General features: G+C 69.1%; 25 protein-coding genes. 16 read left to right on the top strand and 9 right to left on the bottom strand.

Annotated elements, in window-relative coordinates:
* Positions 1-107 precede the first annotated feature (107 nt).
* A complete protein-coding gene (locus SLQ33_RS19755; RefSeq protein ID WP_319455572.1) occupies positions 108-1,160 on the bottom strand; it encodes an iron-siderophore ABC transporter substrate-binding protein in 1,053 nt (350 codons plus the stop codon).
* 235 nt (positions 1,161-1,395) lie between these two features.
* Here SLQ33_RS19755 and ctaD point away from each other — a divergent pair, with 235 nt between their 5' ends.
* Positions 1,396-3,141: a cytochrome c oxidase subunit I gene (gene ctaD, locus SLQ33_RS19750; RefSeq protein WP_319455540.1), complete on the top strand. Its 1,746-nt coding sequence runs from the start codon at positions 1,396-1,398 to the stop codon at positions 3,139-3,141.
* A 42-nt stretch (positions 3,142-3,183) separates the two neighbouring features.
* Positions 3,184-4,413 (top strand): phosphoserine phosphatase SerB, encoded by a 1,230-nt coding sequence (gene serB / locus SLQ33_RS19745; protein ID WP_319455539.1) that lies wholly within the window; start codon positions 3,184-3,186, stop codon positions 4,411-4,413.
* 20 nt (positions 4,414-4,433) lie between these two features.
* Here the strand turns inward: serB and SLQ33_RS19740 are convergent, their stop codons facing one another.
* Complete coding sequence (locus SLQ33_RS19740; RefSeq protein WP_319455538.1) at positions 4,434-5,876, bottom strand: PLP-dependent aminotransferase family protein; 1,443 nt, start codon at positions 5,874-5,876, stop codon at positions 4,434-4,436.
* Positions 5,877-5,937: 61 nt separating this feature from the next.
* On the opposite strand from SLQ33_RS19740, the gene SLQ33_RS19735 reads away from it, so the two are divergent.
* Genes SLQ33_RS19735 through SLQ33_RS19700 form a run of 8 tightly spaced genes read left to right on the top strand, consistent with a single transcriptional unit; the run spans position 5,938 to position 11,976 of the window.
* Positions 5,938-6,099 carry a hypothetical protein gene (locus SLQ33_RS19735; RefSeq protein WP_319455537.1) on the top strand — a complete coding sequence of 54 codons (162 nt, stop codon included), beginning with the start codon at positions 5,938-5,940 and terminating at the stop codon, positions 6,097-6,099.
* Positions 6,096-6,773 carry a YczE/YyaS/YitT family protein gene (locus SLQ33_RS19730; protein ID WP_413467664.1) on the top strand — a complete coding sequence of 226 codons (678 nt, stop codon included), beginning with the start codon at positions 6,096-6,098 and terminating at the stop codon, positions 6,771-6,773. The genes SLQ33_RS19735 and SLQ33_RS19730 overlap by 4 nt, the downstream gene beginning before the upstream one ends.
* Positions 6,698-7,573 (top strand): ABC transporter ATP-binding protein, encoded by an 876-nt coding sequence (locus SLQ33_RS19725; protein ID WP_413467671.1) that lies wholly within the window; start codon positions 6,698-6,700, stop codon positions 7,571-7,573. Before SLQ33_RS19730 ends, SLQ33_RS19725 begins: the two co-directional genes overlap by 76 nt.
* Before the next feature lie 41 nt (positions 7,574-7,614).
* Positions 7,615-8,388: an NUDIX hydrolase gene (locus tag SLQ33_RS19720; RefSeq protein ID WP_319455570.1), complete on the top strand. Its 774-nt coding sequence runs from the start codon at positions 7,615-7,617 to the stop codon at positions 8,386-8,388.
* A complete protein-coding gene (locus tag SLQ33_RS19715) occupies positions 8,385-9,035 on the top strand; it encodes an enoyl-CoA hydratase (protein WP_319455535.1) in 651 nt (216 codons plus the stop codon). Before SLQ33_RS19720 ends, SLQ33_RS19715 begins: the two co-directional genes overlap by 4 nt.
* 10 nt (positions 9,036-9,045) lie before the next feature.
* Positions 9,046-10,044 (top strand): class I SAM-dependent methyltransferase, encoded by a 999-nt coding sequence (locus SLQ33_RS19710; RefSeq protein WP_319455534.1) that lies wholly within the window; start codon positions 9,046-9,048, stop codon positions 10,042-10,044.
* On the top strand, positions 10,002-11,213 hold the full coding sequence (locus SLQ33_RS19705; protein ID WP_413467670.1) for a THUMP-like domain-containing protein: 1,212 nt from the start codon (positions 10,002-10,004) through the stop codon (positions 11,211-11,213). Before SLQ33_RS19710 ends, SLQ33_RS19705 begins: the two co-directional genes overlap by 43 nt.
* 58 nt (positions 11,214-11,271) lie before the next feature.
* Positions 11,272-11,976, top strand: coding sequence for an esterase (locus SLQ33_RS19700; RefSeq protein WP_319455532.1), 705 nt, complete (start codon positions 11,272-11,274; stop codon positions 11,974-11,976).
* 4 nt (positions 11,977-11,980) lie between these two features.
* On the opposite strand, the gene SLQ33_RS19695 is transcribed toward SLQ33_RS19700, so the two are convergent.
* Positions 11,981-13,273, bottom strand: a complete 1,293-nt coding sequence (locus SLQ33_RS19695) for a PQQ-binding-like beta-propeller repeat protein (protein ID WP_413467669.1) — start codon at positions 13,271-13,273, stop codon at positions 11,981-11,983.
* A gap of 74 nt (positions 13,274-13,347) precedes the next feature.
* Between SLQ33_RS19695 and SLQ33_RS19690 the strand changes: the two genes are divergently transcribed.
* Positions 13,348-14,085, top strand: a complete 738-nt coding sequence (locus SLQ33_RS19690) for an acyltransferase (protein ID WP_319455530.1) — start codon at positions 13,348-13,350, stop codon at positions 14,083-14,085.
* Here SLQ33_RS19690 and SLQ33_RS19685 read toward each other — a convergent pair.
* The 5 genes from SLQ33_RS19685 to SLQ33_RS19665 form a co-directional block, all read right to left on the bottom strand.
* Positions 14,082-14,846: a metalloregulator ArsR/SmtB family transcription factor gene (locus tag SLQ33_RS19685; protein ID WP_319455529.1), complete on the bottom strand. Its 765-nt coding sequence runs from the start codon at positions 14,844-14,846 to the stop codon at positions 14,082-14,084. The genes SLQ33_RS19690 and SLQ33_RS19685 overlap by 4 nt on opposite strands.
* Positions 14,839-16,281 carry an MFS transporter gene (locus SLQ33_RS19680; RefSeq protein WP_319455528.1) on the bottom strand — a complete coding sequence of 481 codons (1,443 nt, stop codon included), beginning with the start codon at positions 16,279-16,281 and terminating at the stop codon, positions 14,839-14,841. The genes SLQ33_RS19685 and SLQ33_RS19680 overlap by 8 nt, the downstream gene beginning before the upstream one ends.
* Before the next feature lie 40 nt (positions 16,282-16,321).
* A complete protein-coding gene (locus SLQ33_RS19675) occupies positions 16,322-17,572 on the bottom strand; it encodes a glycosyltransferase family 4 protein (protein WP_319455527.1) in 1,251 nt (416 codons plus the stop codon).
* 106 nt (positions 17,573-17,678) lie between these two features.
* Complete coding sequence (locus SLQ33_RS19670; protein ID WP_319455569.1) at positions 17,679-19,244, bottom strand: glycoside hydrolase family 57 protein; 1,566 nt, start codon at positions 19,242-19,244, stop codon at positions 17,679-17,681.
* Between the two features lie 8 nt (positions 19,245-19,252).
* The gene (locus SLQ33_RS19665) at positions 19,253-20,047 is read right to left on the bottom strand and encodes a class I SAM-dependent methyltransferase (protein WP_319455526.1); all 795 of its coding nucleotides are present in this window, start codon (positions 20,045-20,047) and stop codon (positions 19,253-19,255) included.
* A 208-nt stretch (positions 20,048-20,255) separates the two neighbouring features.
* On the opposite strand from SLQ33_RS19665, the gene SLQ33_RS19660 reads away from it, so the two are divergent.
* From SLQ33_RS19660 to SLQ33_RS19645, 4 genes are all read left to right on the top strand, one after another.
* The gene (locus SLQ33_RS19660) at positions 20,256-21,041 is read left to right on the top strand and encodes an electron transfer flavoprotein subunit beta/FixA family protein (protein WP_319455525.1); all 786 of its coding nucleotides are present in this window, start codon (positions 20,256-20,258) and stop codon (positions 21,039-21,041) included.
* A gap of 48 nt (positions 21,042-21,089) precedes the next feature.
* Positions 21,090-22,046 (top strand): electron transfer flavoprotein subunit alpha/FixB family protein, encoded by a 957-nt coding sequence (locus SLQ33_RS19655; protein WP_319455524.1) that lies wholly within the window; start codon positions 21,090-21,092, stop codon positions 22,044-22,046.
* A 135-nt stretch (positions 22,047-22,181) separates the two neighbouring features.
* Positions 22,182-23,006: a GNAT family N-acetyltransferase gene (locus SLQ33_RS19650; protein ID WP_319455523.1), complete on the top strand. Its 825-nt coding sequence runs from the start codon at positions 22,182-22,184 to the stop codon at positions 23,004-23,006.
* On the top strand, positions 23,006-23,845 hold the full coding sequence (locus tag SLQ33_RS19645; RefSeq protein WP_319455522.1) for a lysophospholipid acyltransferase family protein: 840 nt from the start codon (positions 23,006-23,008) through the stop codon (positions 23,843-23,845). The genes SLQ33_RS19650 and SLQ33_RS19645 overlap by 1 nt, the downstream gene beginning before the upstream one ends.
* Positions 23,846-23,894: 49 nt before the next feature.
* Here SLQ33_RS19645 and SLQ33_RS19640 read toward each other — a convergent pair whose 3' ends face one another.
* Positions 23,895-24,755 (bottom strand): hypothetical protein, encoded by an 861-nt coding sequence (locus SLQ33_RS19640; RefSeq protein WP_319455568.1) that lies wholly within the window; start codon positions 24,753-24,755, stop codon positions 23,895-23,897.
* Between the two features lie 215 nt (positions 24,756-24,970).
* Here SLQ33_RS19640 and SLQ33_RS19635 point away from each other — a divergent pair, with 215 nt between their 5' ends.
* A complete protein-coding gene (locus SLQ33_RS19635; RefSeq protein ID WP_319455521.1) occupies positions 24,971-26,158 on the top strand; it encodes a cysteine desulfurase family protein in 1,188 nt (395 codons plus the stop codon).

The raw sequence follows: 26,158 nt of genomic DNA, 5'->3' as shown, positions 1-26,158 counted from the left end.
CAGCCCTCCAACTCGGCGCGTTCAGCATCGGTCAACACGATCACGGCAGCCTGCGGACTGGGCACAACCCAGTCTACCAACTGAACCGTATTTAATGACTCAGGACACTAGTTGATCGGGGCGTTGAGCCAGCGCATGTCGTCGAGCATGGCGCGCGCGGCGACGATGCCCTCGCCGGTCTGCCACACCTCGTTGTTGACGATGAAGACGCGGTTGTCGCGGGCGGCCGACAGCTTGCGCCACGCGTCGCTGTCCAAAACCGTCGCCGCCGCGTCCTTGGCGGCGGGCGAGTCGAACGACAGGTAGACGATGTCGCCGTCGGCGGGCGAGAAGTCGGCGTCCTTGAGCTCCGTCGTGCCGATCTCCAGGTACGGCTTGTCCTTGAAGCGTTGGGCGGCAGGACGATCCACGCCGACGGCCCCGAGCACGCTGCCGGGGAAGTCCTCGACGCCGTAGACGCGCATGGTGTGCTCAGTCAGCTGTACCACCGACGCCTGGAAGTGGGTCGCGTCGATCCTCGCGCCGGTGTCGTCGGCGGCCTTGTTGAAGTCGTCGACCAGTCGGTTCGCGGCGTCGGTACGGCCGGTCGCCGCACCCACCGTGCGCAGCGTGTCCTGCCACCCGGGTCCTGGCGCGCCAGTGAACACCGTCGGCGCGACCGCGGTCAGCGCGCCGTAGCTCTCCGGGGTCAGCGCCTGCGAACCCAGGATCAGGTCGGGTTTGGCGGCCTTGATCGCCTCGAGGTCGGGTGCGCTGCGCGATCCGGCGGGCGGCGCGTCGTGCACGGCGGTGCCCAAGTACGACGGCTGACTCGTCGACCCGTCGGGTAGCGCCGCGGCGACGATGCGCCCCTGCAACCCCAGCGCGCACAGCGCGTCCAACTGGTCTCCCGACAACACGACGATGCGCTGTGGATCACCCCGCACCTCGGTCTCGCCTGCGGCGTGGCGCACGGTGCGGACGTCCGAGTCGGGGTCGAGCCCGGCGGGATCCGGTGCGCACGACTCGTCGGGCCGACGCTGATTGCCCAGTACCCCGGCGCCCGCGATCTTGGTGGTACTGGTGACGGGTGTGCTGGTGGTCCCGGAGGCACTGGAATCGCCGCCGCACCCGCCGACGAGCGTCACGGCCACTGCGGCGGACACGGCGATTAGGCCCATCCGCGGGCTGAGCAACGACACGCGCCGACGGTACCAATTCCCCGGTCGCTGCGCTCCTGCCCTCCGGCCACATCCAGGCAGTTCGCCGCCGGTCAGGGCGCGTTTGCGCACAGGTTCCCGTGAATTACGACGGTTTGTAGGACCCATGGCGCCACGGGGCCCGTCGAGCGTTAGGATTCACACGACATCTCGGAGAGCGGGCGGGCCTCGCGCCGTCGAACCTTTGGAGGATCTGTTGGTAGCCGAAGCGCCCCCAATCGGTGAGCTCGAGGCACGGCGCCCATTCCCGGCGCGGCTCGGTCCCAAGGGCAACCTGGTCTACAAGCTTCTGACCACCACCGATCACAAGATGATCGGCATCATGTACTGCGTCGCGTGCTTCGCCTTCTTCCTCGTCGGCGGGCTGATGGCGCTGTTCATGCGCACCGAGCTCGCCCTGCCCGGGCTGCAATTCCTCTCCAACGAGCAGTTCAACCAGCTGTTCACCATGCACGGCACGGTGATGCTGCTGTTCTACGCCACGCCCATCGTGTTCGGATTTGCGAACCTGGTGCTGCCGCTGCAGATCGGCGCTCCCGACGTGGCGTTCCCGCGGCTCAATGCCTTCTCGTTCTGGCTGTTCCTGTTCGGCGCGCTGATCGCCATCGCAGGCTTCATCACCCCCGGTGGTGCGGCCGACTTCGGCTGGACGGCGTACTCGCCGCTGACGGATGCCATCCACTCGCCTGGTGCGGGTGGTGACCTGTGGATCATGGGTCTGGCCGTTGGTGGTCTCGGCACCATCCTCGGTGGCGTCAACATGATCACCACCTGCGTGTGCATGCGCGCCCCCGGCATGACGATGTTCCGGATGCCGATCTTCACCTGGAACATCATGGTGACGTCCATCCTGGTGCTGCTGGCGTTCCCGCTGCTCACCGCTGCGCTGTTCGGCCTGGCCGCCGACCGGCACCTCGGCGCGCACGTCTACGACCCGGCCAACGGCGGTGTGCTGTTGTGGCAGCACCTGTTCTGGTTCTTCGGCCACCCCGAGGTGTACATCATCGCCCTGCCGTTCTTCGGCATCGTGAGCGAGATCTTCCCGGTGTTCAGCCGCAAGCCGATCTTCGGCTACACCACGCTGATCTACGCCACCATCTCCATCGCCGCGCTGTCGGTGGCGGTGTGGGCGCACCACATGTACGCCACCGGCGCGGTGCTGCTGCCGTTCTTCTCGTTCATGACGTTCCTGATCGCGGTGCCCACCGGCATCAAGTTCTTCAACTGGATCGGCACGATGTGGAAGGGCCAGTTGACGTTCGAGACACCGATGCTGTTCTCGGTGGGCTTCCTCATCACGTTCCTGCTCGGTGGCCTGTCCGGCGTGCTGCTGGCCAGCCCGCCCATCGACTTCCACGTCACCGACAGCTACTTCGTCATCGCGCACTTCCACTACGTGCTGTTCGGCACCATCGTGTTCGCCACCTACGCGGGCATCTACTTCTGGTTCCCGAAGATGACCGGCCGGCTGCTCGACGAACGGCTCGGCAAGCTGCACTTCTGGCTCACGTTCATCGGCTTCCACACCACGTTCCTGGTGCAGCACTGGGTCGGCGACGAAGGCATGCCCCGCCGCTACGCGGACTACCTGCCGAGCGACGGGTTCACGACGCTCAACATCGTCTCGACGATCGGCGCGTTCATCCTCGGCATCTCGACGATCCCGTTCCTGTGGAACGTGTTCAAGAGCTGGCGTTACGGAGAGCCCGTCGTCGTGGATGACCCGTGGGGCTACGGCAATTCGCTCGAGTGGGCGACCAGCTGCCCGCCGCCGCGGCACAACTTCACCGAGCTGCCCCGGATCCGTTCGGAGCGCCCCGCGTTCGAGTTGCACTATCCGCACATGGTGGAGCGGATGCGTGCCGAGGCTCACGTGGGTCGTGCGCACGGCCCCGGCGACGGGGACGTCACGCGGCTCGACGACGAGCACGTCCGTACCTGACCGGTCGCTAGGCGCCATGCCGGGGTTGACCCAGGAATGAATATGTCAAAGGTGTCGGTTCTGATCACCGTCACCGGGCTCGATCAACCAGGCGTGACTTCGGCGCTCTTCGAGGTGCTTTCGAGGCACAAGGTCGAGCTGCTGAACGTCGAGCAAGTCGTGGTCCGGGGCAGGCTGACGCTGGCCGTGCTGGTGGCCGGACCGGCCGATGACGCGGGTGGTGACACGCTGCGCGACGAGGTGACGCGGGCCATCCAGGGTGTCGGCCTGGAAGTCTCCATCGAGCGCAGCGATGACATTCCGGTGCTGCGCGAGCCATCGACACACACCATCGTCGTGCTCGGCCGTCCCATCACCGCCGAGGCGTTCGGTGTGGTGGCACGCGAGGCGGCCGCGCTCGGCGTCAACATCGACACCATCCGCGGCGTCTCCGACTACCCCGTTACCGGCCTTGAGATGCGCGTCTCGGTTCCGTCGGGCGCCGCCTACGGCCAGCTGCAGTCGGCGTTGGCGCGGGTGGCGGTCGACGAGAGCGTCGACATCGCCCTCGAGGACTTCAGCCTGTCGCGAAGGGCCAAGCGGCTCATCGTGTTCGACGTGGACTCGACGCTGATTCAGGGCGAGGTCATCGAGATGCTGGCCGCTCGGGTCGGTGCGGAGGCGGCGGTCGCCGAGGTCACCGAGGCGGCGATGCGGGGTGAACTCGACTTCGCGGAGTCCTTGCACCGTCGGGTGGCGACGCTGGCCGGACTGCCCGCCGAGGTGCTCGACGACGTCGCCGACAAGATCGAGCTCACCCCTGGTGCCCGCACGACCCTGAGGACGTTGCGCCGCTTGGGCTTTCACTGCGGCATCGTGTCCGGAGGCTTCCGCCAGGTGATCGATCCGCTCGCACACGAGTTGGAGATGGACTTCGTCGCGGCCAACGAACTCGAGATCGTCGACGGCAAGCTCACCGGCCGGGTGATCGGCGACATCATCGACCGGCCAGGAAAGGCCAAGGCGCTGCGCGACTTCGCGCAGCAGGCCGGGGTGCCGATGGAGCAGACCGTCGCCGTGGGCGACGGGGCCAACGACATCGACATGCTCGCGGCGGCCGGGCTAGGCGTGGCCTTCAACGCGAAGCCCGCCCTGCGGGAGGTGGCCGACGCCTCACTGAGCCATCCGTACCTCGACACCGTGTTGTTCATCCTTGGCGTGACTCGCGGGGAGATCGAGGCGGCCGACGCCGCCGACGGGACGTCGCGCCGAGTCGACATCCCCGACGACTGACGTCTGCCCGCGCAGGGAAACTAAACGACGACCGCGCTGTGGTCGACACTGCCCGCGCCAGTGACGGATTGCCATGCCCGCGCGAGCAATTCGATGGCCTCGGTGAGTTGGTGCTCGGGCAGCGTGTAGGGCACCCGAATGTAGCGCTCGAGGCTGCCGTCGACGCCAAAACGTGGCCCTGGCGGAATCTCCAGACCCATCCGCGAGGCCGCCGCCGAGAGTGCCGAGCTCATCGGGGCGGGGAGCCGTACCCACAGCGACAATCCACCCTTGCCGGGCAGCGGCTGCCAGTCGGGCAGGTGCTCGTCGAGTAGTGCCAGCAGCAGCGTCCGCCGGCCGCGGAGGATGTCGCGCCGATCCGGCAGCACCTCGTCCTCCGCGGCGAGAAGGCTTGCAGCCGCGAGCTGTTCGACGATCGCGGTGCCCATGTCGATCGAAGGACGGATGGCGGCGATGGTGGCCAGCGAGGTGCGTTCCGCGCGGATCCACCCGATGCGCAGGCCACCCCAGAACGACTTCGACATGGAGCCGACGGTGAGCACGAGGTCCCGGCGCGACGACATGGACGCGGCGAACGGGGCGGGCACGCGTTCGTCGAGCCACATGTCGGTGATGGTCTCGTCGATGATGGTTCGGGTGCGGGTCTCGGCGATGATGTGCGCCAACTGTTTCCGCTCCGCCGGCGGCAGGGTCAAGCCCGTCGGGTTGTGATTGTCGGGAATCAGGTAGGCGAGGCTGGGGGCCAACTGGCGCATCGCGGCCTCCATGGCGTCGACCTCCCAGCCGGCGCTGGTGACGGCGACCGGAACCGGGCGCGTCCCGTTGGTGGCCATCGCCGAGAGCGCGCCGTGGTAGGTCGGCTGCTCGACGAGTACCCGATCGCCGGGCTGAGTGTAGGTGGCGAGGATCAGCCCGATCGCGTGCAGCGCACCCGAGGTCACCATGATCTCGTCGGGCTCGGTGGGGAGCCCACGGGCGCAATACCTTTCAGCGATCGCCGCGCGCAGCGACGGCACGCCGGTGAGCTCGATGCCGATCTCGTGCAGGTACGGCGTGAGCTGTTCGGCGGCGTCGGCGAACGCCCGGGACGTGACGGCCGCGGGTGCGGAGAGTGTCGCGGCGGCGAGGTTGACGGTCGCCGAGGTCGGAGCGATGGGACTCGCGTCGCCGACGGGCAACGCCGTCGTGCTGCGGGCCCCGCGTCGCGCATTGAGATAGCCGTCGTCGCGCATCTGGGCGTACGCCGCGGTGACGGTGGTGCGGGAGACGCGCAGCGCGTCGGAGAGGGCGCGCTCGCTGGGCAACTGAGCGCCAACGGGCAGCCTCCCGTCGACGATCAGCATGCGTAGTCCGTCGGCCAGGCCCTGGTAGGCCGGCCCGCTGGTGCTGGACGTACGCCAGTTGCCCAGTTCCCGGGCCAAAAGGTCCACATCGAGCCTGCGCCCGGCCAGTTCGTCGATCACAAGAGCCACTTTGCCGCAAGTGGCTATTGATAGCAAGGCCAGATGTGGCCATTGTGGAGCCATGGAACAACACTGGACCTCAAGGGTGGGCCGAAAGGCTCAGGCACTGGGACGCATCTTCCGGACCAGTCCGCGGCCGTACGCGCGCGACGACGACGCCGATGCGCGCCGCATGCGCACCGAACTGGACGCCATCCGCGCCCGGTTCCCCGACCACGCATGATGGCGGCGTTCGCCCGCGGGTCGGCATTGCTGCTCGGGTTGGTCGGCTACGGCTTCTCGATGGCGGTCATGGTGCGCGCCGGGCTGGGCCTCGACCCATGGGACGTCTTCCACCAGGGCCTGGCCGGGCGCACCGGCATGACCATCGGCATCGCGTCGGCCGTCGTCGGCGTCGCGGTGCTGCTGGCGTGGATCCCGCTGCGCAACCGCCCCGGCATCGGAACCATCGCCAACGTCATCGTCATCGCGATCACCGTCGACGCGGCGCTGGCTCTGCTGCCGACCCCGTCGGCACTGTGGGTGCGGATCGCGATGATGCTCGGCGCCGTCGTGCTCAACGCGATCAGCACCGTGCTCTACATCGGCGCGGGTCTCGGCCCTGGGCCGCGCGACGGCCTGATGACCGGGTTGGTCGCGCGCACGGGACTGTCCGTGCGGCTGGTGCGCACGTCGATCGAGGCGACCGTGCTGGCCGTGGGGTGGCTGCTCGGCGGGACGGTGGGCATCGGCACCGTCGTGTACGCGTTCGGAATTGGGCCGCTCGTCCAACTGGTCCTGCGGCTGACTCCACGACGGTGGCTGGCCGTTAGTGGCTGGGCATTCACCGATTCCGCCCTGACTACGATGAGCGAGTGCCCGGAGCAGAAGACGCAGCAGCCGACCCCGACCTGCTGATCGACTTCGCGAAGGTCTCGTTGCGGCGCGGGGGCAAGACCCTCGTCGGGCCCGTCACCTGGGCCGTCGAATTGGACGAGCGCTGGGTCGTCGTCGGCCCGAACGGAGCGGGCAAGACGTCGCTGCTGCGGATCGCCGCCGCCACGGAGCATCCGTCGTCGGGCACTGCCTTCGTGCTCGGTGAACGCCTTGGCAAGACGGACATGTCCGAACTGCGGTCCCGAGTCGGCCTCAGCAGTTCTGCGCTGAGCCAGCGGGTGCCCGACGGTGAGACGGTCCGCGACCTGGTGGTCTCGGCCGGCTACGCAGTGCTCGGCCGGTGGCGGGAGCAGTACGAGGACGTCGACTACGAGCAGGCCATCGACATGCTCGAGAGCGTCGGCGCTGAACACTTGGCTGAACGCACCTACGGCACGCTTTCCGAGGGGGAGCGCAAGCGGGTGCTGATCGCGCGGTCGATGATGACCGACCCCGAACTCCTGCTGCTCGACGAGCCCGCGGCGGGGCTCGACCTCGGCGGCCGCGAGGAACTGGTCGCACGGCTGGCCGATCTTGCCTCCGACCCGGACGCCCCGGCGATGGTCCTCGTGACCCATCACGTCGAGGAGATCCCCCAAGGCTTCAGTCACTGCTTGCTGCTGTCGGAGGGGGTGGTCGTGGCATCCGGCTTGTTGACCGACGTGCTCAACTCGGAGAACCTTTCCAGGGCGTTCGGTCAGTCGATCGCCCTCGACGTCATCGACGGGCGCTACTTCGCGCGTCGGACGCGCTCGCGCGCAGCACATAGGAGAGCCAAGTGACCGAACCAGATCCGTTGGTGCCTCGGCCCGCTGCCACCGTGATGCTCGTCCGCGATACCGCTGCAGGCATCAAGGTCTTCCTGATGCGGAGGCACGCGGCCATGGAGTTCGTGGCCGGTGTGATGGTCTTCCCCGGCGGCGGGGTCGACGACCGTGACCGCAACGCCGACGTCGCCTGGTTCGGTCCCGAGCCGGCGTGGTGGGCGGGGCGCCTCGGCGTCGACGCCGACCTGGCCGCGGCCCTAGTCAGTGCCGCGGCCCGCGAGACGTTCGAGGAGTCGGGCGTGCTGTTCGCCGGTCCCGCGGACGATCCGGACGGCATCGTGAGCGACGCGTCGGTGTACCGCGACCAGCGGCACGCGCTGGAGCAGAAGACGCTGTCGTTCGCCGAGTTCCTGCGCACCGAACGCCTGGTGCTGCGGGCCGACCTGTTGCGGCCGTGGGCGAACTGGGTGACGCCCAAGGAGGAGCGCACCCGCCGCTACGACACCTACTTCTTCGTCGGCGCGCTTCCGGAGGGCCAGCGCGCCGACGGCGAGAACACCGAGACCGACCGGGCGTTCTGGACCACTCCGCAGGCGGCGCTCGACGAGTTCTCCGACGGCAAGTCGTTCCTGTTGCCGCCCACCTGGACGCAGCTGGACTCGCTCAAAGGCCGCACCGTGGGCGAGGTGCTCGCCGTCGAGCGCAAGATCGTGGCCGTCGAGCCGCACCTCGCCGCTGACAAGGCCACCGGCAACTGGGAGATCGAGTTCTTCAACAGCGATCGATACAACGCCGCCCGCGAGGGCAGGGCACCACAGGGCTACTCGTGACCGAGTTCGTCAGCATTCACCTCGCGGACGAGGGGGGCGTCGCGACGCTGCTGATGTCGCGGCCGCCGACGAACGCGATGACCCGCCAACTGTGCCGCGAGCTCAACGAGGCCGCGGCCGAACTTGGGGCGCGCACCGACGTCAACGCCGTCATCGTCTTCGGCGGGCACGAGATCTTCTCCGCAGGCTGCGACCTTCCCGAGTTCCGCACGCTCGACCCGCAGGAGGCGGCAGGCGCGGCGCAGGTGTGCCGACGGGCGGTCGACGCCGTCGCGGCGATCCCCAAGCCGACGGTGGCCGCGGTGACCGGCTACGCCCTTGGCAGCGGGCTGACCCTGGCGCTGGCCGCCGATTGGCGTGTCAGCGGGGACAACGCGAAGCTGGGCGCAACGGAGATCCTCGAAGGGATCGCCCCTGCCGACGGCGGCCCGGCGCGGTTGGCCCGTGCGGTAGGGGAGAGCAAGGCCAAGGATCTGGTGTTCAGCGGCCGGTTCGCTGGGGCCGAGGAGGCGCTGGCGATGGGCCTGGTCGACGAGCTCGTCGCCCCCGATCACGTGTACGACGCCGCGTGCACCTGGGCGTTGCGGTTCGCCGAGTCGTCGCCGCAGGTGCTGGCAGCCGCGAAGGCGGCGTTCGCCACGCGTTAGGCTGCCCTTCATGACGAGCACGGACCGCACGCCGGATGTCGCCGCCGACGCGGCTCCGGCCCCGAACCCGCACGCCACCGCCGAGCAGGTCGAAGCCGCCCGCCACGACAGCAAGCTCGCCCAGGTGCTGTACCACGACTGGGAAGCGGAGAGCTACGACGACAAGTGGTCGATCAGCTACGACCAACGCTGCATCGACTATGCCCGCGGCCGCTTTGACGCCATCGTGCCCGACGAGGTGCAGCGCGAACTGCCCTATGACCGCGCGCTGGAGCTCGGCTGCGGTACCGGGTTCTTCCTGCTGAACCTGATCCAGGCCGGGGTGGCCCGCCGCGGCTCGGTGACCGACCTTTCGCCAGGCATGGTCAAGGTGGCGACCCGCAACGGCGAGTCGCTCGGGTTGGACGTCGACGGGCGCGTCGCCGACGCCGAGGGCATCCCGTACGACGACGACACGTTCGACCTCGTCGTCGGCCACGCCGTGCTGCACCACATCCCGGACGTGGAGTTGTCGCTGCGCGAGGTCGTCCGCGTGCTCAAGCCGGGCGGCCGGTTCGTGTTCGCCGGAGAGCCAACCACCAAGGGCAACGTCTACGCGCGCAATCTGTCGACGTTGACGTGGCGGATCGCCACCAACGTCACGAAACTGCCCGGTCTGCAGGACTGGCGCAGGCCGCAGGAGGAGCTCGACGAGTCGTCTCGGGCCGCCGCCCTTGAGGCCGTCGTCGACCTGCACACCTTCGAGCCGAGCGATCTGGAGCGGATGGCCACCAACGCCGGCGCGGTCGAAGTGCGCACTGCCAGTGAGGAGTTCACCGCCGCCATGCTGGGCTGGCCGGTGCGCACCTTCGAGGCCTCGGTGCCGCCGGGCCGATTGGGTTGGGGCTGGGCCAAGTTCGCGTTCAGCAGCTGGATGACGCTGAGCTGGGTCGACGCCAACGTGTGGCGCCACGTCGTGCCGAAGGGCTGGTTCTACAACGTCATGGTCACGGGAACCAAGCCCAGCTGAGCGGGCTCGCGTTCACCGTCGCCGACGTCGCCTATCTGAGCGGCGACGACGGACGGCTGGCGCTCGACGAACTCGCCGGCTACGCGTTCACCGACGCCAGCCGGGTTGCCGACATCTCCGTCGCGCGAAGGCGATTCGGTGACCGTGCGGCCGTGCTCGTCGAGACCACGCTGCTGAGGCGCAAGGCCGAGGCCAAGTTCGCCGATGCCGGCGGATGGCTGTTCACCGACGAGGCACTGCAGCAGGCCACCGCCGCTGCCGTCGCCGAGCATCGGGCCCGGCGCCTGGCCGGCGCCGTCGTTCACGACGTGACCTGCTCCATCGGCGCCGAGCTTGCGGCACTTCGGGATTCGGCCGCGCTCGTCGTCGGCAGCGACCTCGATCCGGTGCGACTGGCGATGGCGCGCAACAACGTGCCCGGGGTGTTGCTGTGCCGCGCCGACGCGCTCGCGCCGGTGACGCGCGGCACCGTCGTCGTGGCCGACCCCGCCCGAAGGACGGCGGGACGTCGCCGGTTCGACCCGCGGGACTACGTGCCGGCACTCGATCGGTTGTTCGAGGTGTACCGCGGTCGTGACCTCGCCGTAAAGTGCGCGCCAGGAGTCGATTTCGACCAGGTTCGCGAGCTTGGGTTCACCGGTGAGGTGGAGGTGACGTCGTTGGCGGGCTCGGTGCGGGAGGCGTGCCTGTGGTCGGGCGGCTTGGCGAGTCCGGGGGTGAGCAGGCGGGCGACGATGCTCGATCGCGGCGAGCAGGTCACCGACGCCGAGCCCGACGACTGCCCGGTAGGTGCCGCAGGACGCTGGATCGTCGACCCCGACGGGGCGGTGGTGCGGGCCGGCCTGGTGCGTCACTACGCGGCGCGTCACGGACTGTGGCAACTCGACCCGGCCATCGCCTACCTCAGTGGCAACGAACTACCCGATGGGGTAAGGGGATTCGAGGTGATCGAGCAGGTGGACTTCCGTGAGCGAGTGTTGCGCCATGCGGTGGCTGCACACGACGCCGGTGCGCTCGAGATCCTCGTGCGCGGCGTCGACGTCGACCCCGATGCGTTGCGGATCCGGCTGCGTCCGCGCGGTTCACAGCGGCTTGCCCTGGTGGTCACCAGGATCGGTGCCGGTAGTGCCAGTCGGGCGGTGGCTTACGTCTGTCGGCCGTCGCGCTGAGGCCACGGGTATTGTTGCTGAGGCGGCGCCGGTGCCGCTGTTTCCCGGAGGGTTTCAGATGCGCATTCCGACCTCGATGTCTGCGGCCATGGCCGCCGTTGTGGCCGCCACGCTCGGATTGACCAGTGTCGCCGTCGCGTCCGCCGCACCGCCCAAGTGTTCCGATCTGAGCGGCGTCGTCGACGCCAAGCAGATATGCCAGATCCAGGCCAACGACCCTGCGTACACGCTGAGCATCAGCTACCCGATCGACTATCCGGAGCCCGTCGCGGTCACCGACTGGATCAAGCAGACCCGCGACGGCTTCTTGAACGTGGCGAAGAGCCCCGCTCCGCACGACATGCCCTACGAGCTCGACACCACGGCCACGGAATACACTTCCGCGCTGCCACCGCGGGGCACGCAGTCGGTGGTGTTCAAGACCTATCAGGACCTCGGCGGCGCCCATCCGCAGACGTTCTACAAGTCCTTCAACTGGGACCAGGGCCTGCGCAAGCCGATCACCATGGCCAACTTCTTCCGGGAGGGCACGGCGCCGTTCCCGCTGATCTATCCGGTGGTGCAGGCCGAACTGACCAAGCAGGTCGGCCAGCCCGTGGTCATCCCGCCCGGCGTCGGACTGGACCCGTCGAAGTACGAGAACTTCGCGATCACCAACGACGCGATCATCTTCTTCTTCGGTCAGGGCGAGTTGCTGCCCGAGGCGGCGGGTGCCGTCGAGGTCTCCGTCCCGAGGGCTCCCATCGACTCGATGATCGCCTGAGCGCTCAGGCGGGCGTGAACCCGTACACCTGACCGTCGCTGGTGGCTGCGACCACGCGACGGTCGTGGCTGATCGACACCCCGACGGGGAAGCCGGTGGCGCCCGGCAGCGGGTATTGGTTGAGCGTGCGGCCGTCGGCGGGGTCGAAGATCAACAGCGCCTGCCCGGCGGGGTCTCCCGAGCCGTCGCGCACGACGGTGTACGCCACCTTCGTCCCGGCGCGACTCGAGGTCGACAGCGGCATGACGTCGTCGCGCGACCACGCCACGTCCCCGTGGTCGCCACCGTCCTTGACGGCGACGAGCTTGGCGTCGGGGCCGCCACCGGCGACGACGAGGCCGTCCGGCGATACCGACGGTGGCGTCTGGGGCTGGTAGCCGAGCGGTACCGACCACTTCGGCTTGCCGGTGGCCGTGTCGAGTGCCCACAGTCGTTGATCGCGGCCGGTGACGTAGGCCGTGGCGCCATCCGCCGACAGCACCGGGCTGGCCAGTGGGCCACCGCCGACGTCGGTGCTGGTCCACTCCCGCGACAGCAACGGGGTCTGGCCCGGCCGGTAGCGCAGGCCGACCACCGACGGGGCCTCCGCATCGGGTTCCCACAGCGTCACGACGACGATCCTCGAGGTGGGCGAATACGCAGGCGCGGCGGCGACGGGGCAACGGGGCCGGCCCGCGGCGCAGTCGGCCAACCCGCGTGAAGCGTCCGTGGGATCGACGCCCGCGACGAGATCGAGCGACGTACCGACCACGTCGCCGCGGTGCCCGTCGAACACCAGCACCTGGCCGAGGTGAGTCACCACCAACAAGCGGCCTGAGTCGAGGATTCGCGGCGTCATCGGCAGCCCGATCACCGGCTTGCGCCACCGAATCCACTGGGTGGGCGGAAACGACAGCATGGCGCCCGGCTGCCCGACGTAGAGGTTGTCGAATCCGTCGAAGAGCGGGCTAGACAGGCCACCGCCCTGCCAGAGCCGGGTGCACCAACGCTGGCGGCCCCCGTTGTTGGCCTCCCACACCATCAGCGAGCATCCGCCGGCGGTCTGGCCGTTGGCGGCGAGGTAGCTGGTTGCGCCCGTGGAGCCGAGCGCGACCTGCGCGGCGAGACCGCCCTTGACCGACCGCGTCCAATCCAGGCGCAGCGCGTCCGCGCCGTCGACGTCGGCGAAGCTGCTGTTGGCGGCGTCTCCGTACTGGGCCGGCCACCCCGCGGCGGGGTGAGCGTCGACCCAGGAGTCGGTGTTGGCACACGAGCTCAATACGAGCGCGGCGGCAACGGCGGCCGCCATCCGGCGCATGGTCGTTCGTCGGGCAGGCATCGAGGTCCGAGACTAGTCGGAGGCCCACCGAGGCTCGCGTAGGCTGTCCGGCCATGACGACGATGTGGGGCGCCCCGATACACGTTCGCTGGCGCGGATCACGGTTGCGCGACCCACGTCAGGCCCGGTTCCTCACCGTCGCCTCGCTGAAGTGGGTGATCGCCAACAAGGCCTATTCGCCCTGGTATCTGGTCCGCTACTGGCGGTTGCTGAAGTTCAAGTTGGCCAACCCGCACATCATCACCCGCGGCATGGTGTTCCTTGGCAAGGGCGTCGAGATCCAGGCGACCCCGGAACTCTCGACGATGGAGATCGGCCGGTGGGTTCACATCGGCGACAAGAACACCATCCGCTGCCACGAGGGGTCACTGCGCTTCGGCGACAAGGTGGTGCTCGGTCGGGACAACGTCATCAACACCTACCTCGACATCGAGTTGGGGGACTCCGTGCTGATGGCCGACTGGTGCTACGTGTGCGACTTCGACCACAGGATGGACAGCATCGACCTCCCGATCAAGGACCAGGGCATCATCAAGGGCCCGGTGCGCATCGGGCCCGACACCTGGGTCGCCACCAAGGTCTCGATCCTGCGCGGCACCACGATCGGGCGGGGCTGCGTGCTCGGGTCCCACGCCGTGGTCAAGGGCGAGATCCCCGACTTCTCGATCGCCGTCGGTGCGCCGGCCAAGGTGGTCAAGAACCGCAAGGAGTCGTGGGAGAAGTCGGCGGCCCTGCGGGCCGAGCACGCCGCCGCGCTCGCCGACATCGAGCGCAAGAAGGCCATGCGCTAAGCCGCCCAGTCGATGCCGAAGTGATTGGCCAGTGCGGTCCGGCCGCGGTCGGTGACCGTCACCGCACGCCCGCGGGGCGAGCGTTTCACCCAGTCCGCCGACACGAAGCGGTCGAGTACCCCGCGGCCGAGGCCGCCGGACACGTGGTGCCGCTGCTCGGTCCAATCGAGGCAGTATCCGATGACTTGCCTTCGGCCGCTGGGTAATTCGATGCCCACGTCGTCCAGGAACGCACGACCCGAATCGGTCAGTTCGTACGCGACGTCATGGCCGGGATTGCTCGGCGAATCGCCGTGGTGTTGATCCGGGTGGTAACGCCCATCGCCGCCGACGAGCACGTCGTTGTCCAGCAGGCTGGCCATGATCGCCACGCCGAGCCGGCCGGCGAAGTGGTCGTAACAGGTGCGCGCCGAGCGCAACCTCGCGGCCTTGGTGCCTTCGCGTAGCGAACGGACCGGCCGCGGTGGCGCGAGTCGGCCGAGGCGCTCGAGCAGCTCGGCGATCTCGGGGCCGGCCAGCCGGTAGTAGCGGTGCCTGCCGTGCGTCCGCACCACGAGCAGGCCAGCGTCGGTGAGCTTGGCGAGGTGACTGCTGGCAGTCGACCGGCTGACCCCGGCCTCGTCGGCGAGCACGCTTGCGGGCAGCGCACGACCGTCGTCGAGTGCGAGCAGCACCTTGCACCGGGCCGGGTCGGCGAGCAGCGCCGCCACCGCGGCGATGTCGGCATCCCCGGTGAGCGGTAGTTCGGCGAGGTCACGCATGGCTCATCTCCTTCGTCGGCGCGGTGTCCCGCGACCGTTCCTTCCCGGTGTACCCGAAGGCCACGACAGCCCCGAGCAGTTCGGCGAGCGCACCGACCAAGACGGCGGCCCGCACGCCGTCGATGAACGCGGGTCCGGACGCCGCGCCAGCGCTGACGAGCGCCAGTACGGTGCCCATCACCGCGATGCCGACGGTGATCCCGGTCAACCGGGCCAGGTTCACCACGCCGGACGCGAGCCCCGCGCGGTCGACCGACACCGCCGACATCGCCAGGCTCACCGCCGGACCGGTGTTGAACGCCAGGCCGGCGCCCGTCAGCACGAACGCCACCCGTATCGGCCACATGCCGACATCCGGACCGACGAGCGCGTACAGAAGCATCCCGGCGCCCATCAGCACCAGCCCCGTCGTCATCGGCAGCCGTGGGCCCGTCCGCCGCGTTACGGCGTTGACGAACGGAATGAGCGCGAGATAGACCAACGGCATCGGCAGGAACTCGAGCGCGGTGGCCAAAGCGGTTGCGCCGCGCTGCTGCTGGAACGCCAGACTGTTCACCAGCAGCAGTCCGTACGTTCCGAACGTCATGGCAAAGGTGGCCGCGAGTGCGACCAAGAGCGTGCGGTTGACGAAGAACTGCGGCGGCACCATCGGGTGTGCGATCCGGCGCTGCGACCACACGAACGAGGCGGCGGCCGCCACGGCCACGGACCCCAGCAGCGCGCTCCACCCGGCGCCCATGCTGCGCCCCTCGACCAGCACGACGGTAAGGCTGGCCAGGGTGATCACGACAAGGGTCTGTCCGGGGACGTCCACGCGGCTGGCGCGCGGGTTCGCGGATTCCGGCAGGTAGCGGCGGGACATCGCCAGAGCGGCGAGGCCGACGGGCACGTTGAGCCAGAAGATGAAACGCCAACCCACCGAGTCCGTCAGCACGCCGCCGAGCACCGGACCGAGCGCCGCGCTGGAGGCCGCTGCCATCGCCCAAGCCGCCGTCGCCCTCGCGCGCCCCGCGGCATCGGGATACGCGGCGGCGGCGATGGCCAGCCCTTGAGGAAGCATCATCGCTGCCCCGACGCCCTGCACGGCACGCGCCGCCAGCAGGGCCCCGAGGTCGGGTGCGAGCGCGCAGCCCACCGACGCCGCGACGAACGCCGCCAGCCCGATCCGCAGCATGCGCCTGCGACCGAACCGGTCGCCGAAGGAGCCCGACGTCAGCAGTGCCGCGGCGAACGTGACGTTGTAGGCGTCGGCGGTCCACTGTGCGCCGGACACCCCGCCGCCGAGGTCGGCGTGGATCGCCGGTAGGGCGAGGTTTACCGCGTTGCTGTCGATGAGGCCGACGAAGAGGCCGAGGTAGGCGGCGATCAGGACGAGGAAGGGGTATCGAGTTCCGGCGGGCAGGAGCGGAGCGACCCGGGAGATGTCTTTTGCCATGTCCGCACGCTATGGCCGGAATGGTTCGACCTCCGTCGAACTATCTGTCGGGCAGTGCGTGCTCGACGATCATGCGGCGTCGATGTGGTTCGCGCTCACCGCGTTTGGCGGCCAGGTATACCTGTGCGGTTTCGGCGGCGACGGTGGCCCAGTCGAAGTCGGACGTGAGCCGCTCGCGCGCGGCCACCGCTCTGCGCTGCGCCGCGACGGGATCGTCGAGCACGACGCGGACGGCGGCAGCCAGGGCCGCGACGTCGCGCGGCGGGAACGACACTCCGGTTTCGCCGTCGATGACGGCCTCGCCGAGGCCGCCGACGTTGGACGTCACCAGCGGCGCGCCCGTGGCGGCGGCCTCAAGGGCGACGATGCCGAATGGCTCGTAGTGGCTTGGCAGCACCGCGGCGTCGGCGTCGTGCAGCAATGCCACCAGCTGTTCGTGGTCGACGCGGCCGGCGAAGTCGATTGCCTTGAGCACCTTGTGCTTTCGGGCTTGCTCGAGCAGCCAGTCCTGCTGTGTGCCGTCACCGGCGATGGTCAGCGTGGTACCCGGATGAGTGCGGCGGATCCTTGGCATGGCCGCGATGGCCTCGTGCACGCCCTTCTCGTACTCCAACCTGCCGAGGTACAGCAGCCGGGCGGGACCGCGGCGAGGCTTGCGCTTGGCGTAGGGCCACAGCGCGGCGTCGATGCCGTTGTTGATGACCCGCGTCTCTGCGAGGCCGGGCCCGAACAGTTCGGTGATCTCGTCGCGCATCGACCTCGAACACGTGATGAGCGAATCGGATTCGTGCACCAGCCACGACTCCACGGCGTGTACCTGGCGGCTGATCTTGCCCGCGACCCAGCCCGAGTGCCGGCCTGCCTCCGTCGCGTGGACGGTGGAAACCAGTGGCACGTCGAAGTGTTCGGCCAGCGCGACCGCCGGGTGAGCGACCAGCCAGTCGTGCGCGTGCACCACGTCCGGGCGCCACGGCGTGCCTGCGCGCCGCCCACGAGACTTCAGCGCCAGGCCGGCACGCACCATCGCATGCCCCATGGCGAGCGTCCACGCCATCATGTCGGTGCCGAAGTCGAATTCGTGCGGGTCCTGCGCGGCGGCCACCACGCGCACGCCCTCGCTGAACTCGTCGGTGGACGGATGCGTGCTGGGATCGGTGCCCGTCGGCCGCCTGCTGAGCACCACGACGTCGTGCCCGGCGGCGGCGAGTTCGGTCGCGAGGTGATGCACGTGGCGGCCCAACCCGCCGACGACCACCGGCGGGTACTCCCACGACACCATCAGGATCTTCATCGCGTGGCCCCTGCGAGTCCGCGCGAGCGCGCGCAAAGTTGGATCGCGAGGCGGCGTGTCGCCCGCAGACACGCGCGCTCGCGGGAAAAGCGGGGAAAGGGGGCGGTCATCGGGGGAGCCGCCTGGCGTCCAGCGCCCCGAACAGCCCGTCGGCGCGATTCCAGCCCGCGGCGAGCCGCTCGGCGTGTTCGCGGCGACCGGAGGCCAGTGCGTCGGCGATCTCCCGGGTGGCGTGCGCGTGCAGGTGTGCGCGGTAGCGGGCGTAGTCGGCGGCGGTGTCCTTGCTGACCATGAACGGCCAGTCGCTCGACACCGTGAGCAGTGTCTCGCGCAGGATCTGGTCGGCCACCACGTCCCGCGGGGTGGGTGTGCCGACCGACGCGTTCTGGGTGAGCGCCTTGTCCACCGTGGAGAGCGCGGCGTCGACCACCTCGTTGTTGAGCCGGACGATGTCGGCCACCTGCGGGCCCGACCAGACCTGCCAGTCCTTGCCCGAACCCCAAGAGCTGGGCGGCAATTCGACGGGCGAGCCCACGAAACCATCGGCGATCGCGTCGGACAGCGTGCCTACCCTCACGCCGGCTTCGGGCAGCGCGCGCAGCACGCGCTCCAGCCACATGGGTCCCTCGTGCCACCAGTGCCCGAACAGTTCGGTGTCGAACGCGGCGACGACGTGGGCCGGCCTGCCGATGCGCTCCGACTCCGCGAACAGGCGCCTGCGGACCACCTCGACGAAGTCGGCGACGTGCCCGTCGACGGCCGCCTCGGCGCGCGCGGCGTCGTAGGGCGCCTTGTCCTGCGACGGCACCGCGCGCCCGGTCACCCGCGCCGGCTTGAGCCCGGTGACGTGGTCGTAGGTGTGGAAGTCGCGGTATGCGGCGTGGCCCGGGTAGCCCGACTTGGGGGACCACACGCGGTAGCTCACCGCAAGGTCGCGTCCGAACGCGATGACGTCGGAGCCGGCGACCGGCCTGCCCAACGCGGTGTCGCCGTGCAGTGACGGACCGTCGACCATGAAGTGCGTCACGCCCGCTGCGGCGTAACCGTCCTCCATGCCCGGCGCGTAGGCGCACTCCGGCGCCCAGATGCCGCTGGGCGTGTGGGCGAACCGTGCTTGCGCGTCGGCCAGGCCCTCGCGCAACGCGAACTCGCGCAGTCGTGGGTTGAGCAGTGGCTGGAATGGGTGCGAAAGCGGGCCGCCGAGCAGTTCGATGGTGCCCGCGTCGATCAGTTGCCGCAGCAGGGGACTTCCGCCATGGCGCCACGCCACTGCGAGCTCGTCGAGGGCGGCGCCTGCGGCGTCATATTCTCCAATCCCGAACGCGCGCATCGCTTCCGGCGTGGCATAGGGGCTCTCGTCCCCATTGCCCGTGCGACGCGTGGCCGCCTCGCGGGCGCGCAGCTGCCAGTTGGCCACCCAGTGCTGCATTCCGGACAGGCAGTACGGGTCGTCCAGCTGCGCGGTGACGACTGGCGTCATGCCGAGCGTGACGAGGTGGTTTCTGCCCTCGCCGGCCAGCGTGCGCAGGACGCGCATCAGGGGCAGGTAGGCCGCCGCCCACGACTGGTAGAGCCACTCCTCGCCGACCGGCCACCGGCCGTGGTGCGCCAGCCAGGGCAAATGCGTGTGCAGGACGAGGGTGAAGAGGCCGGGCGCGGGATTCGGCCCCAGCGAATCGCTCACGGGCACACCGCGATGGCGACGAGGTCGAGGCTCTCGTCGATGTCGCGCACGCGTGCGTCGATCAGGTCGAAGTCGTCGGTGGCCAACGACGCCACGTCGGCCAACAGGTCGTCCGGCCATGGGGCGTCGGCGACGGCGCGGGCGATCTGCGCGTCGATGATCGAGCCGCCGTAGCGCTCGTCGAGCTCGACCAGCCGCGCGCCGTGGAACACCCCGAGCATGGCCTCGACGGCGAAGCCCGCCTCGACGAGCAACTCGGTCAGTTCGGCGGCGTTGAGCTCACGGGTGTGAAACGGGTTGAGCGGCGTGTCCCGGCCGGGGGAGAACGTGATGCGGTTGGGGGTCGACATCAGCAACACTCCGCCTGGGCGCAGCACCCGGCCGCACTCGCGGACGAACTGGCCCTGGTCCCAGAGGTGTTCGATCACCTGGAAGTTCACCACCACGTCGACCGACCCGTCGGCCAGCGGCAGCTCGGCGAGATTGCCGTGACGCACGTCGACCCTGGGGTAGCGCGCGCGCACGTGCGCGACCGCCGATTCGTCGTAGTCGAGCCCGATTACGCGCCGCGCGACGTCGGCGATCAGGTCGGCGCCGTAGCCCTCGCCGCAGCCGGCTTCCAGCACGTCCGCGTCGGCACATCGCTGCGCCAACTGTTGGTACACGACCTCGTGCCGGCGGAACCAGTAGTTCTCCTCCGCCAGCCCAGGCACCGTGCGCTCCCCGGTAAGGGGCAGGTCGGAGCCCGCAACTGGTTCAGCCGACGGTTCGTGGACGGAAAATGCGCTCATTGCAAGCCGAGGCTAACGCAGTGAAGTGGTTTGTCACCCGTTCGCGAACGGTTCACCCGCCCAAGGGGAGGCCGGAACCTAAACGAACACCAGCTATGGTGATCCTGCGCATTAGCTCAAGTTACCCACTAGTAACATGCTGATCATTGCGTAAGACGTGATATGGCAGGCCGGTTGCCGGCCTCATCGAGGAGGACGAACCACACCTATGACGAACATCGTGGTCCTGATCAAGCAGGTCCCAGACTACGAGAATCGCCAGCTCTCGGAAGACTTCACGCTGGACCGGGCGGGTAGCGACCCGGTGCTGGACGAGATCAACGAGAAGGCGATCGAAGTCGCGCTGCAGCTGAAGGAGGCGGGCAAGGCGGAGACCGTCACCGTTCTGACGGCCGGCCCCGCGACCGCCGAGTCGGCGATCCGGCGCTCCCTGTCGATGGGCGCCGACGACGCGTACCACCTGGTCGACGACGGCCTGCACGGCTCGGACGCCATCCAGACCGGCTGGGCACTCGCCTCGGCGATCGGCCAGCTCGAGAAGGTCGACCTGCTGATCGCGGGCAACGAGTCCAGCGACGGTGTCGGCGGCGCGATCCCGGCGATCCTGTCCCACTTCCTGGGCCTGCCGCAGCTGACGCACCTGCGCACCCTCGACATCGACGGTGGCAAGGTCACCGGCGAGCGGGAGACCGACGACGGCGTCTTCGGCGTCGAGGCGTCGCTGCCCGCCGTCGTGAGCGTCAGCGAGAAGATCGTCGAGCAGCCGCGATTCCCATCCTTCAAGGGCATCATGGCCGCCAAGAAGAAGAACGTCGAAACGCTCACGCTGGCCGGGATCGGTGTCGACGGCGAAGAGGTCGGTGGACCCAATGCGTGGTCGGTCGTCGAGTCGGCTACCCCGAAGCCGGCGAAGACTGCGGGCGAGAAGGTGACCGACGAGGGCGATGGCGGCAACCAGATCATCTCCTACCTCGTCGCCCAGAAGCTCGTCTAGATCACTTAGACCTACCCGACCACATACGCAGAGAGCGATTCAAAGGCAATGGCAGAAGTACTGGTGCTCGTCGAGCACGCAGAAGGCAAGTTGAAGAGCATCACCGCTGAGCTCATCACCGCGGCCCGCGCCGTGGGCGAACCGTCAGCAGTCGTGATCGCCGCCCCGGGCACTGCGGCGACGCTCACCGACGCACTCAAGTCGGCGGGCGCGGCGAAGATCTACGCCGCGGAATCCGACGTCGTCGAGCAGTACCTGGTCACCCCCAAGGTGGCCGTGCTGGAGGCGTTGATCGAGTCGGCGAGCCCGTCGGCAGTCCTGGTGGCCTCGACGGCCGAGGGCAAGGAAGTCGCGGGCAGGCTCGCGGCGGCCACCTACTCGGGCGTGCTCTGGGATGTCGTCGGCCTCAAGGAGGGCCCCGTCGGCGTGCAGTCCATCTTCGGCGGTGCCTACACCGTCGAGGCGAAGGCGCAGAGCGACGTCACCATCGTCGCGTTGCGGCCCGGCGCGGTCGAGGCCGAGCCCGCCGATGGTGCGGGTGAGCTCGTCACCGTCGAGGTGCCCGCCCCCGCGGACAACGCCACCAAGATCACGTCGCGCGAGCCCGCGCAGAAGAGTGCGCGCCCCGAGCTCACCGAGGCCAAGATCGTGGTCTCCGGTGGACGCGGGGTCGGCTCCAAGGAGAACTTCAGCGTCGTCGAGGACCTCGCCGACGCGCTGGACGCCGCCGTCGGCGCATCCCGCGCGGCCGTCGACTCCGGCTTCTACGAGGGCCAGTTCCAGGTGGGTCAGACCGGCAAGACCGTGTCGCCGCTGCTGTACATCGCGCTGGGCATCTCCGGCGCCATCCAGCACAAGGCCGGCATGCAGACGTCCAAGACGATAATCGCGGTCAACAAGGACGAAGAGGCGCCGATCTTCGACATCGCCGACTACGGCGTGGTCGGCGACCTGTTCAAGGTCACGCCGCAGCTGACCGAGGCGGTCAAGGCTCGCAAGGGCTGACCTCGCCAAACGACGTGCACATGGGCGCGTCCGGGTGTTTTTCACACCTGGACGCGCCCATTCGTCACTCAGCGTGCACGGACACGTCACGCGTACGTTGTCACCCCGCCCACCGGTTCCGCGACCGTGCTGCCTATGAGCACTGCATCCGTACTCATAGCTGCTGATGAAACCGCTGCCGCGACCCAGAACACCACCGGGCCGCGCTATACCCTGCTGTTGTCCACCGACCCGGGCCTCATCGACGCCGCGCAACGGCTGCGTCACGAGGTATTCACCTCCGAGCCGGGCTTCGAGCTCGAGCGCACCAGCGACGGCCGCGACGCCGACCGCTTCGACGAGTTCTGCGACCATCTCCTGGTCCGCGAGGACAACTCCGGTGAGCTCGTCGGGTGCTACCGCATGCTGCCTCCGCCTGGTGCCATCGCCGCCGGGGGGCTCTACACCGCAACCGAGTTCGACGTCAGCGCCCTCGACGCGCTGCGCCCGTCGCTGGTCGAGATGGGCCGCGCCGTGGTCCGCCACGACCATCGCAACGGCGGCGTGGTGCTGATCATGTGGGCGGGCATCCTGGCGTATCTGGACCGCTGCGACTACGACTACGTGACCGGGTGCGTCTCGGTGCCCGTCGACGGCGGTAACGGCGAGCCCCTTGGCACCCAGATCCGTGGAGTGCGCGACTTCGTGAGCAGGCGGCACGCCTCGGAGTACACCGTGCGTCCGTACCGGCCGGTGACCGTCGACGGCCGTGGACTCGATGACATCGAACCGCCTGCCCGGCTGGCGGTTCCGCCGTTGATGCGCGGCTACCTGCGCCTCGGCGCGAAGGTGTGCGGCGACCCCGCACACGACCCGGACTTCGGGGTGGGCGACTTCCCTGCCCTGCTCGACAAGCGCCAGGCCGACGTCCGGTACCTCACCCGGTTGAGATCGGTGTCGCAGGCCCAGGAGATGTCCTGATGAGCAGCCACGACCTCAGCGAGCATCCCTGGCTGCCGCGGGCTTCCTGCGGGGCGCACTGCATCACGGTCGACACAGCCGTCTCGCGGCGTTCGGTCGTCGCCGTGCGCACCACCGCGCGTATCGCCTGCGCGGTGCTGTTGCTCGGCGCGGTACCGCTGCTCGCGGTGCCGCTCCCGGGCCGCTCGCGGGTGCAGCGGCTCTACTGCCGACTGATGCTGCGGTGCCTCGGTGTGCGAATCACCGTGTCGGACGGCCCGATTCGGAACCTTCGCGGCGTGCTGGTGGTCAGCGGTCACGTGTCCTGGGTCGACATCTTCGTCATCGGATCGGTGCTGCCTGGCTCGTTCGTGGCCCGCGCCGACCTGATCGATTGGCCTGGCCTTGGCTTCCTGGCCCGGCTGATGAAGGTGATCCCGATCGAGCGCACCAACCTGCGTCGGCTGCCCGACGTGGTGCGCACCGTCGCCGACCGGCTGCGCGCCGGACAGACGGTGGTCGTCTTCCCGGAGGGCACGACGTGGTGCGGCCTCGGCTACGGCGCATTCCGGCCCGCGATGTTCCAGGGGGCCATCGACGCGGGTCGCACCGTGCAGCCGCTGCGCCTGACCTACCACAACCGGGACGGCAAGCGGTCCACGGTGCCGGCGTTCATCGGCGACGACACGCTGATGCAGTCGATCCGCCGCGTCATCACCGCCAAGCTCACGGTGTGCCACGTCCAGGTGCAGTCGCTGCAACTTCCTGGCGACGATCGTCGCGACCTGAGCGCGCGGTGCGAGGCCGCGGTGCGCGGTACGTCGCTTCCCACCGCGGGTGCGCACGAGCTCGTCGCCTAAGCCCGGACGGATTGCTTCGCCTGCACTCAGGGCTGTGCTTCCCGCGAAATCACGACCGTGAGCGCAGGGGAAGTGGGTAGTTCCGCCGGGCGAACGCATCCTCGAGCCGATACACGATGAAGGCCCGAGTGTGTTCGGCCACGACGTGCAGGTCGAACCATCCTTGCCGGTGCACCAACTCGTTTCGGCCGATGTCGTGGACGAAGCGGGTGCGGCTGCTTTGGTGGAGTTCACCGTCGTAGTCGAGCCCGATCATCGGTACGTCCCATCCCATGTCGAGGAATGCGTCATTCATGCCGTCCGTGACGTGTATCTGGGTGCGGGGCCGCGGAAACCCTTCGTCGATGACGAGTAATCGCAGCCACGTCTCCTTCGGCGACTGCGCTCCGCCGTCCATGAGGTCCAGGGCAACGGCACAACGGCGCCGGCCACGTGCGCGGCGATGGCGATCGCCAAGGGCCAGTGCGTCGGCGGCGGCGACTCCGGTGGCCCGGGCGAGTGCATCGAGGTGGCGGACCGCTACGTCACGGGGGAGGTGGCGAGCGAGATCGAATGCCGTTCGCGCGTGTGAGGTCACGGCCATGCCGTGGCACGACACCAGCTCGTCGTCGCCGATCAGCTCATCGCGGGTGACGATCCCACGGGGTGGTCTCGTGGCGGGCGAGATGAGTTCGATGGGCGTGGCCGCGTCGATCCATTGAGCACCGTGCAATGCGGCGGCCGCTCGCCCGGCGATGATGCCGCGCCGACCCGACCAGAGCCATGCGCCAACGGTCCGCTGCCGCAGCGACGGCGTGATGGCAATAGGCACGTAGACGTCGGGGTAAAGCGCGGTGTAGTTCCACCGCAGGCGGCCTCGCGTGAGGGCGCCCGTGCGCAGCGCTTCACTTCCCAGGAAGACATCGTCCACGGTTTGAGGCTGACCGCTGTAGCCCGCGGATCCGGGCGTGCCGACGCGCTGGTGGGCCCCGATGTGGATGAACGCTTCACTGTGGATGGGGGCGTATTGCGCTTCGCCTGCGTTCATGGCTGTGACTCCCGCGAAATCACGACCGTGAGCGCAGGGGAAGTGGCCAGTGACGGCGAATTCGGTGGTCGACGCCCGGCCCGTATCCTGGTATGGCCATGCGCACCGTCTACCTGGATCACGCCGCCACCACCCCGATGCACCCCGCTGCCATCGAGGCGATGGCCGACGTGCTGGCGACGGTGGGTAACGCGTCCTCGCTGCACACCTCCGGCCGGGCGGCGCGACGCCGCATGGAAGAAGCGCGCGAGACGCTGGCCGGCCTGCTCGGCGCCCGACCGTCGGAGGTGATCTTCACCGCTGGCGGCACCGAGAGCGACAACCTCGCGGTCAAGGGCATCTACTGGGCCCGCCGCGACGCCGATCCGCGGCGTCGCCGCATCGTCACCTCACCCGTCGAGCACCACGCCGTGCTGGACGCGGTGACGTGGCTGGTGGAGCACGAGGGCGCCGAGGTGACGTGGCTGCCGGTCGACGCCAAGGGCGCCGTCGCGCCGTCGGCGCTGCGGGACGCGCTGCAAGCCCATGACGACGTGGCGTTGGTCTCGGTGATGTGGGCCAACAACGAGGTCGGCACCATCATGCCGATCGACGATCTGGCCGCGGTCGCCGCCGAGTTCGACGTTCCGATGCACAGCGACGCGATCCAGACGATCGGCCAGATTCCGGTCGACTTCGCCGCCAGTGGGCTCTCGGCGATGAGCGTGGCCGCCCACAAGTTCGGCGGTCCCACGGGTGTCGGTGCGCTGGTGCTCAAGCGCGACACTGCGTGCGTGCCGTTGCTGCACGGTGGCGGTCAGGAACGCGACGTGCGATCGGGCACCCCCGACGTCGCAGGTGCGGTGGCGATGGCGGCCGCGGCGCGCGTTGCGGTCGAGGGGTTGAACGCCAACAGAATCCGGCTCGCGGCGCTGCGCGACAGGCTCGTCGACGGGGTGCTGTCAACGATCGACGACGTCGACTTCAACGGCGCCGTCGGTGACGCGCGGCTACCGGGCAACACCCACTTCACGTTCCGCGGCTCTGAAGGCGACGCCCTGCTGATGTTGTTGGACGCCAAGGGGATCGAGTGCTCCACCGGATCGGCGTGTACGGCCGGAGTGGCCCAGCCCTCCCATGTACTGCTCGCGATGGGCGCGGACCCGGCCAGCGCTCGCGGATCGCTGCGATTCTCGTTGGGCCACACCAGCACCGAGGCCGACGTCGATGCCGCGCTCGAGGTGCTGCCCGCCGCCGTCAACCGGGCCCGGCAGGCCGCCCTGGCGAGCGCCGGGCACGGGAAGTAG

This window comes from Mycobacterium sp. RTGN6, from assembly GCF_033804605.1.
Classification (GTDB): Bacteria; Actinomycetota; Actinomycetes; order Mycobacteriales; family Mycobacteriaceae; genus Mycobacterium.
This window is presented reverse-complemented; position numbering and strand designations above follow the sequence as displayed.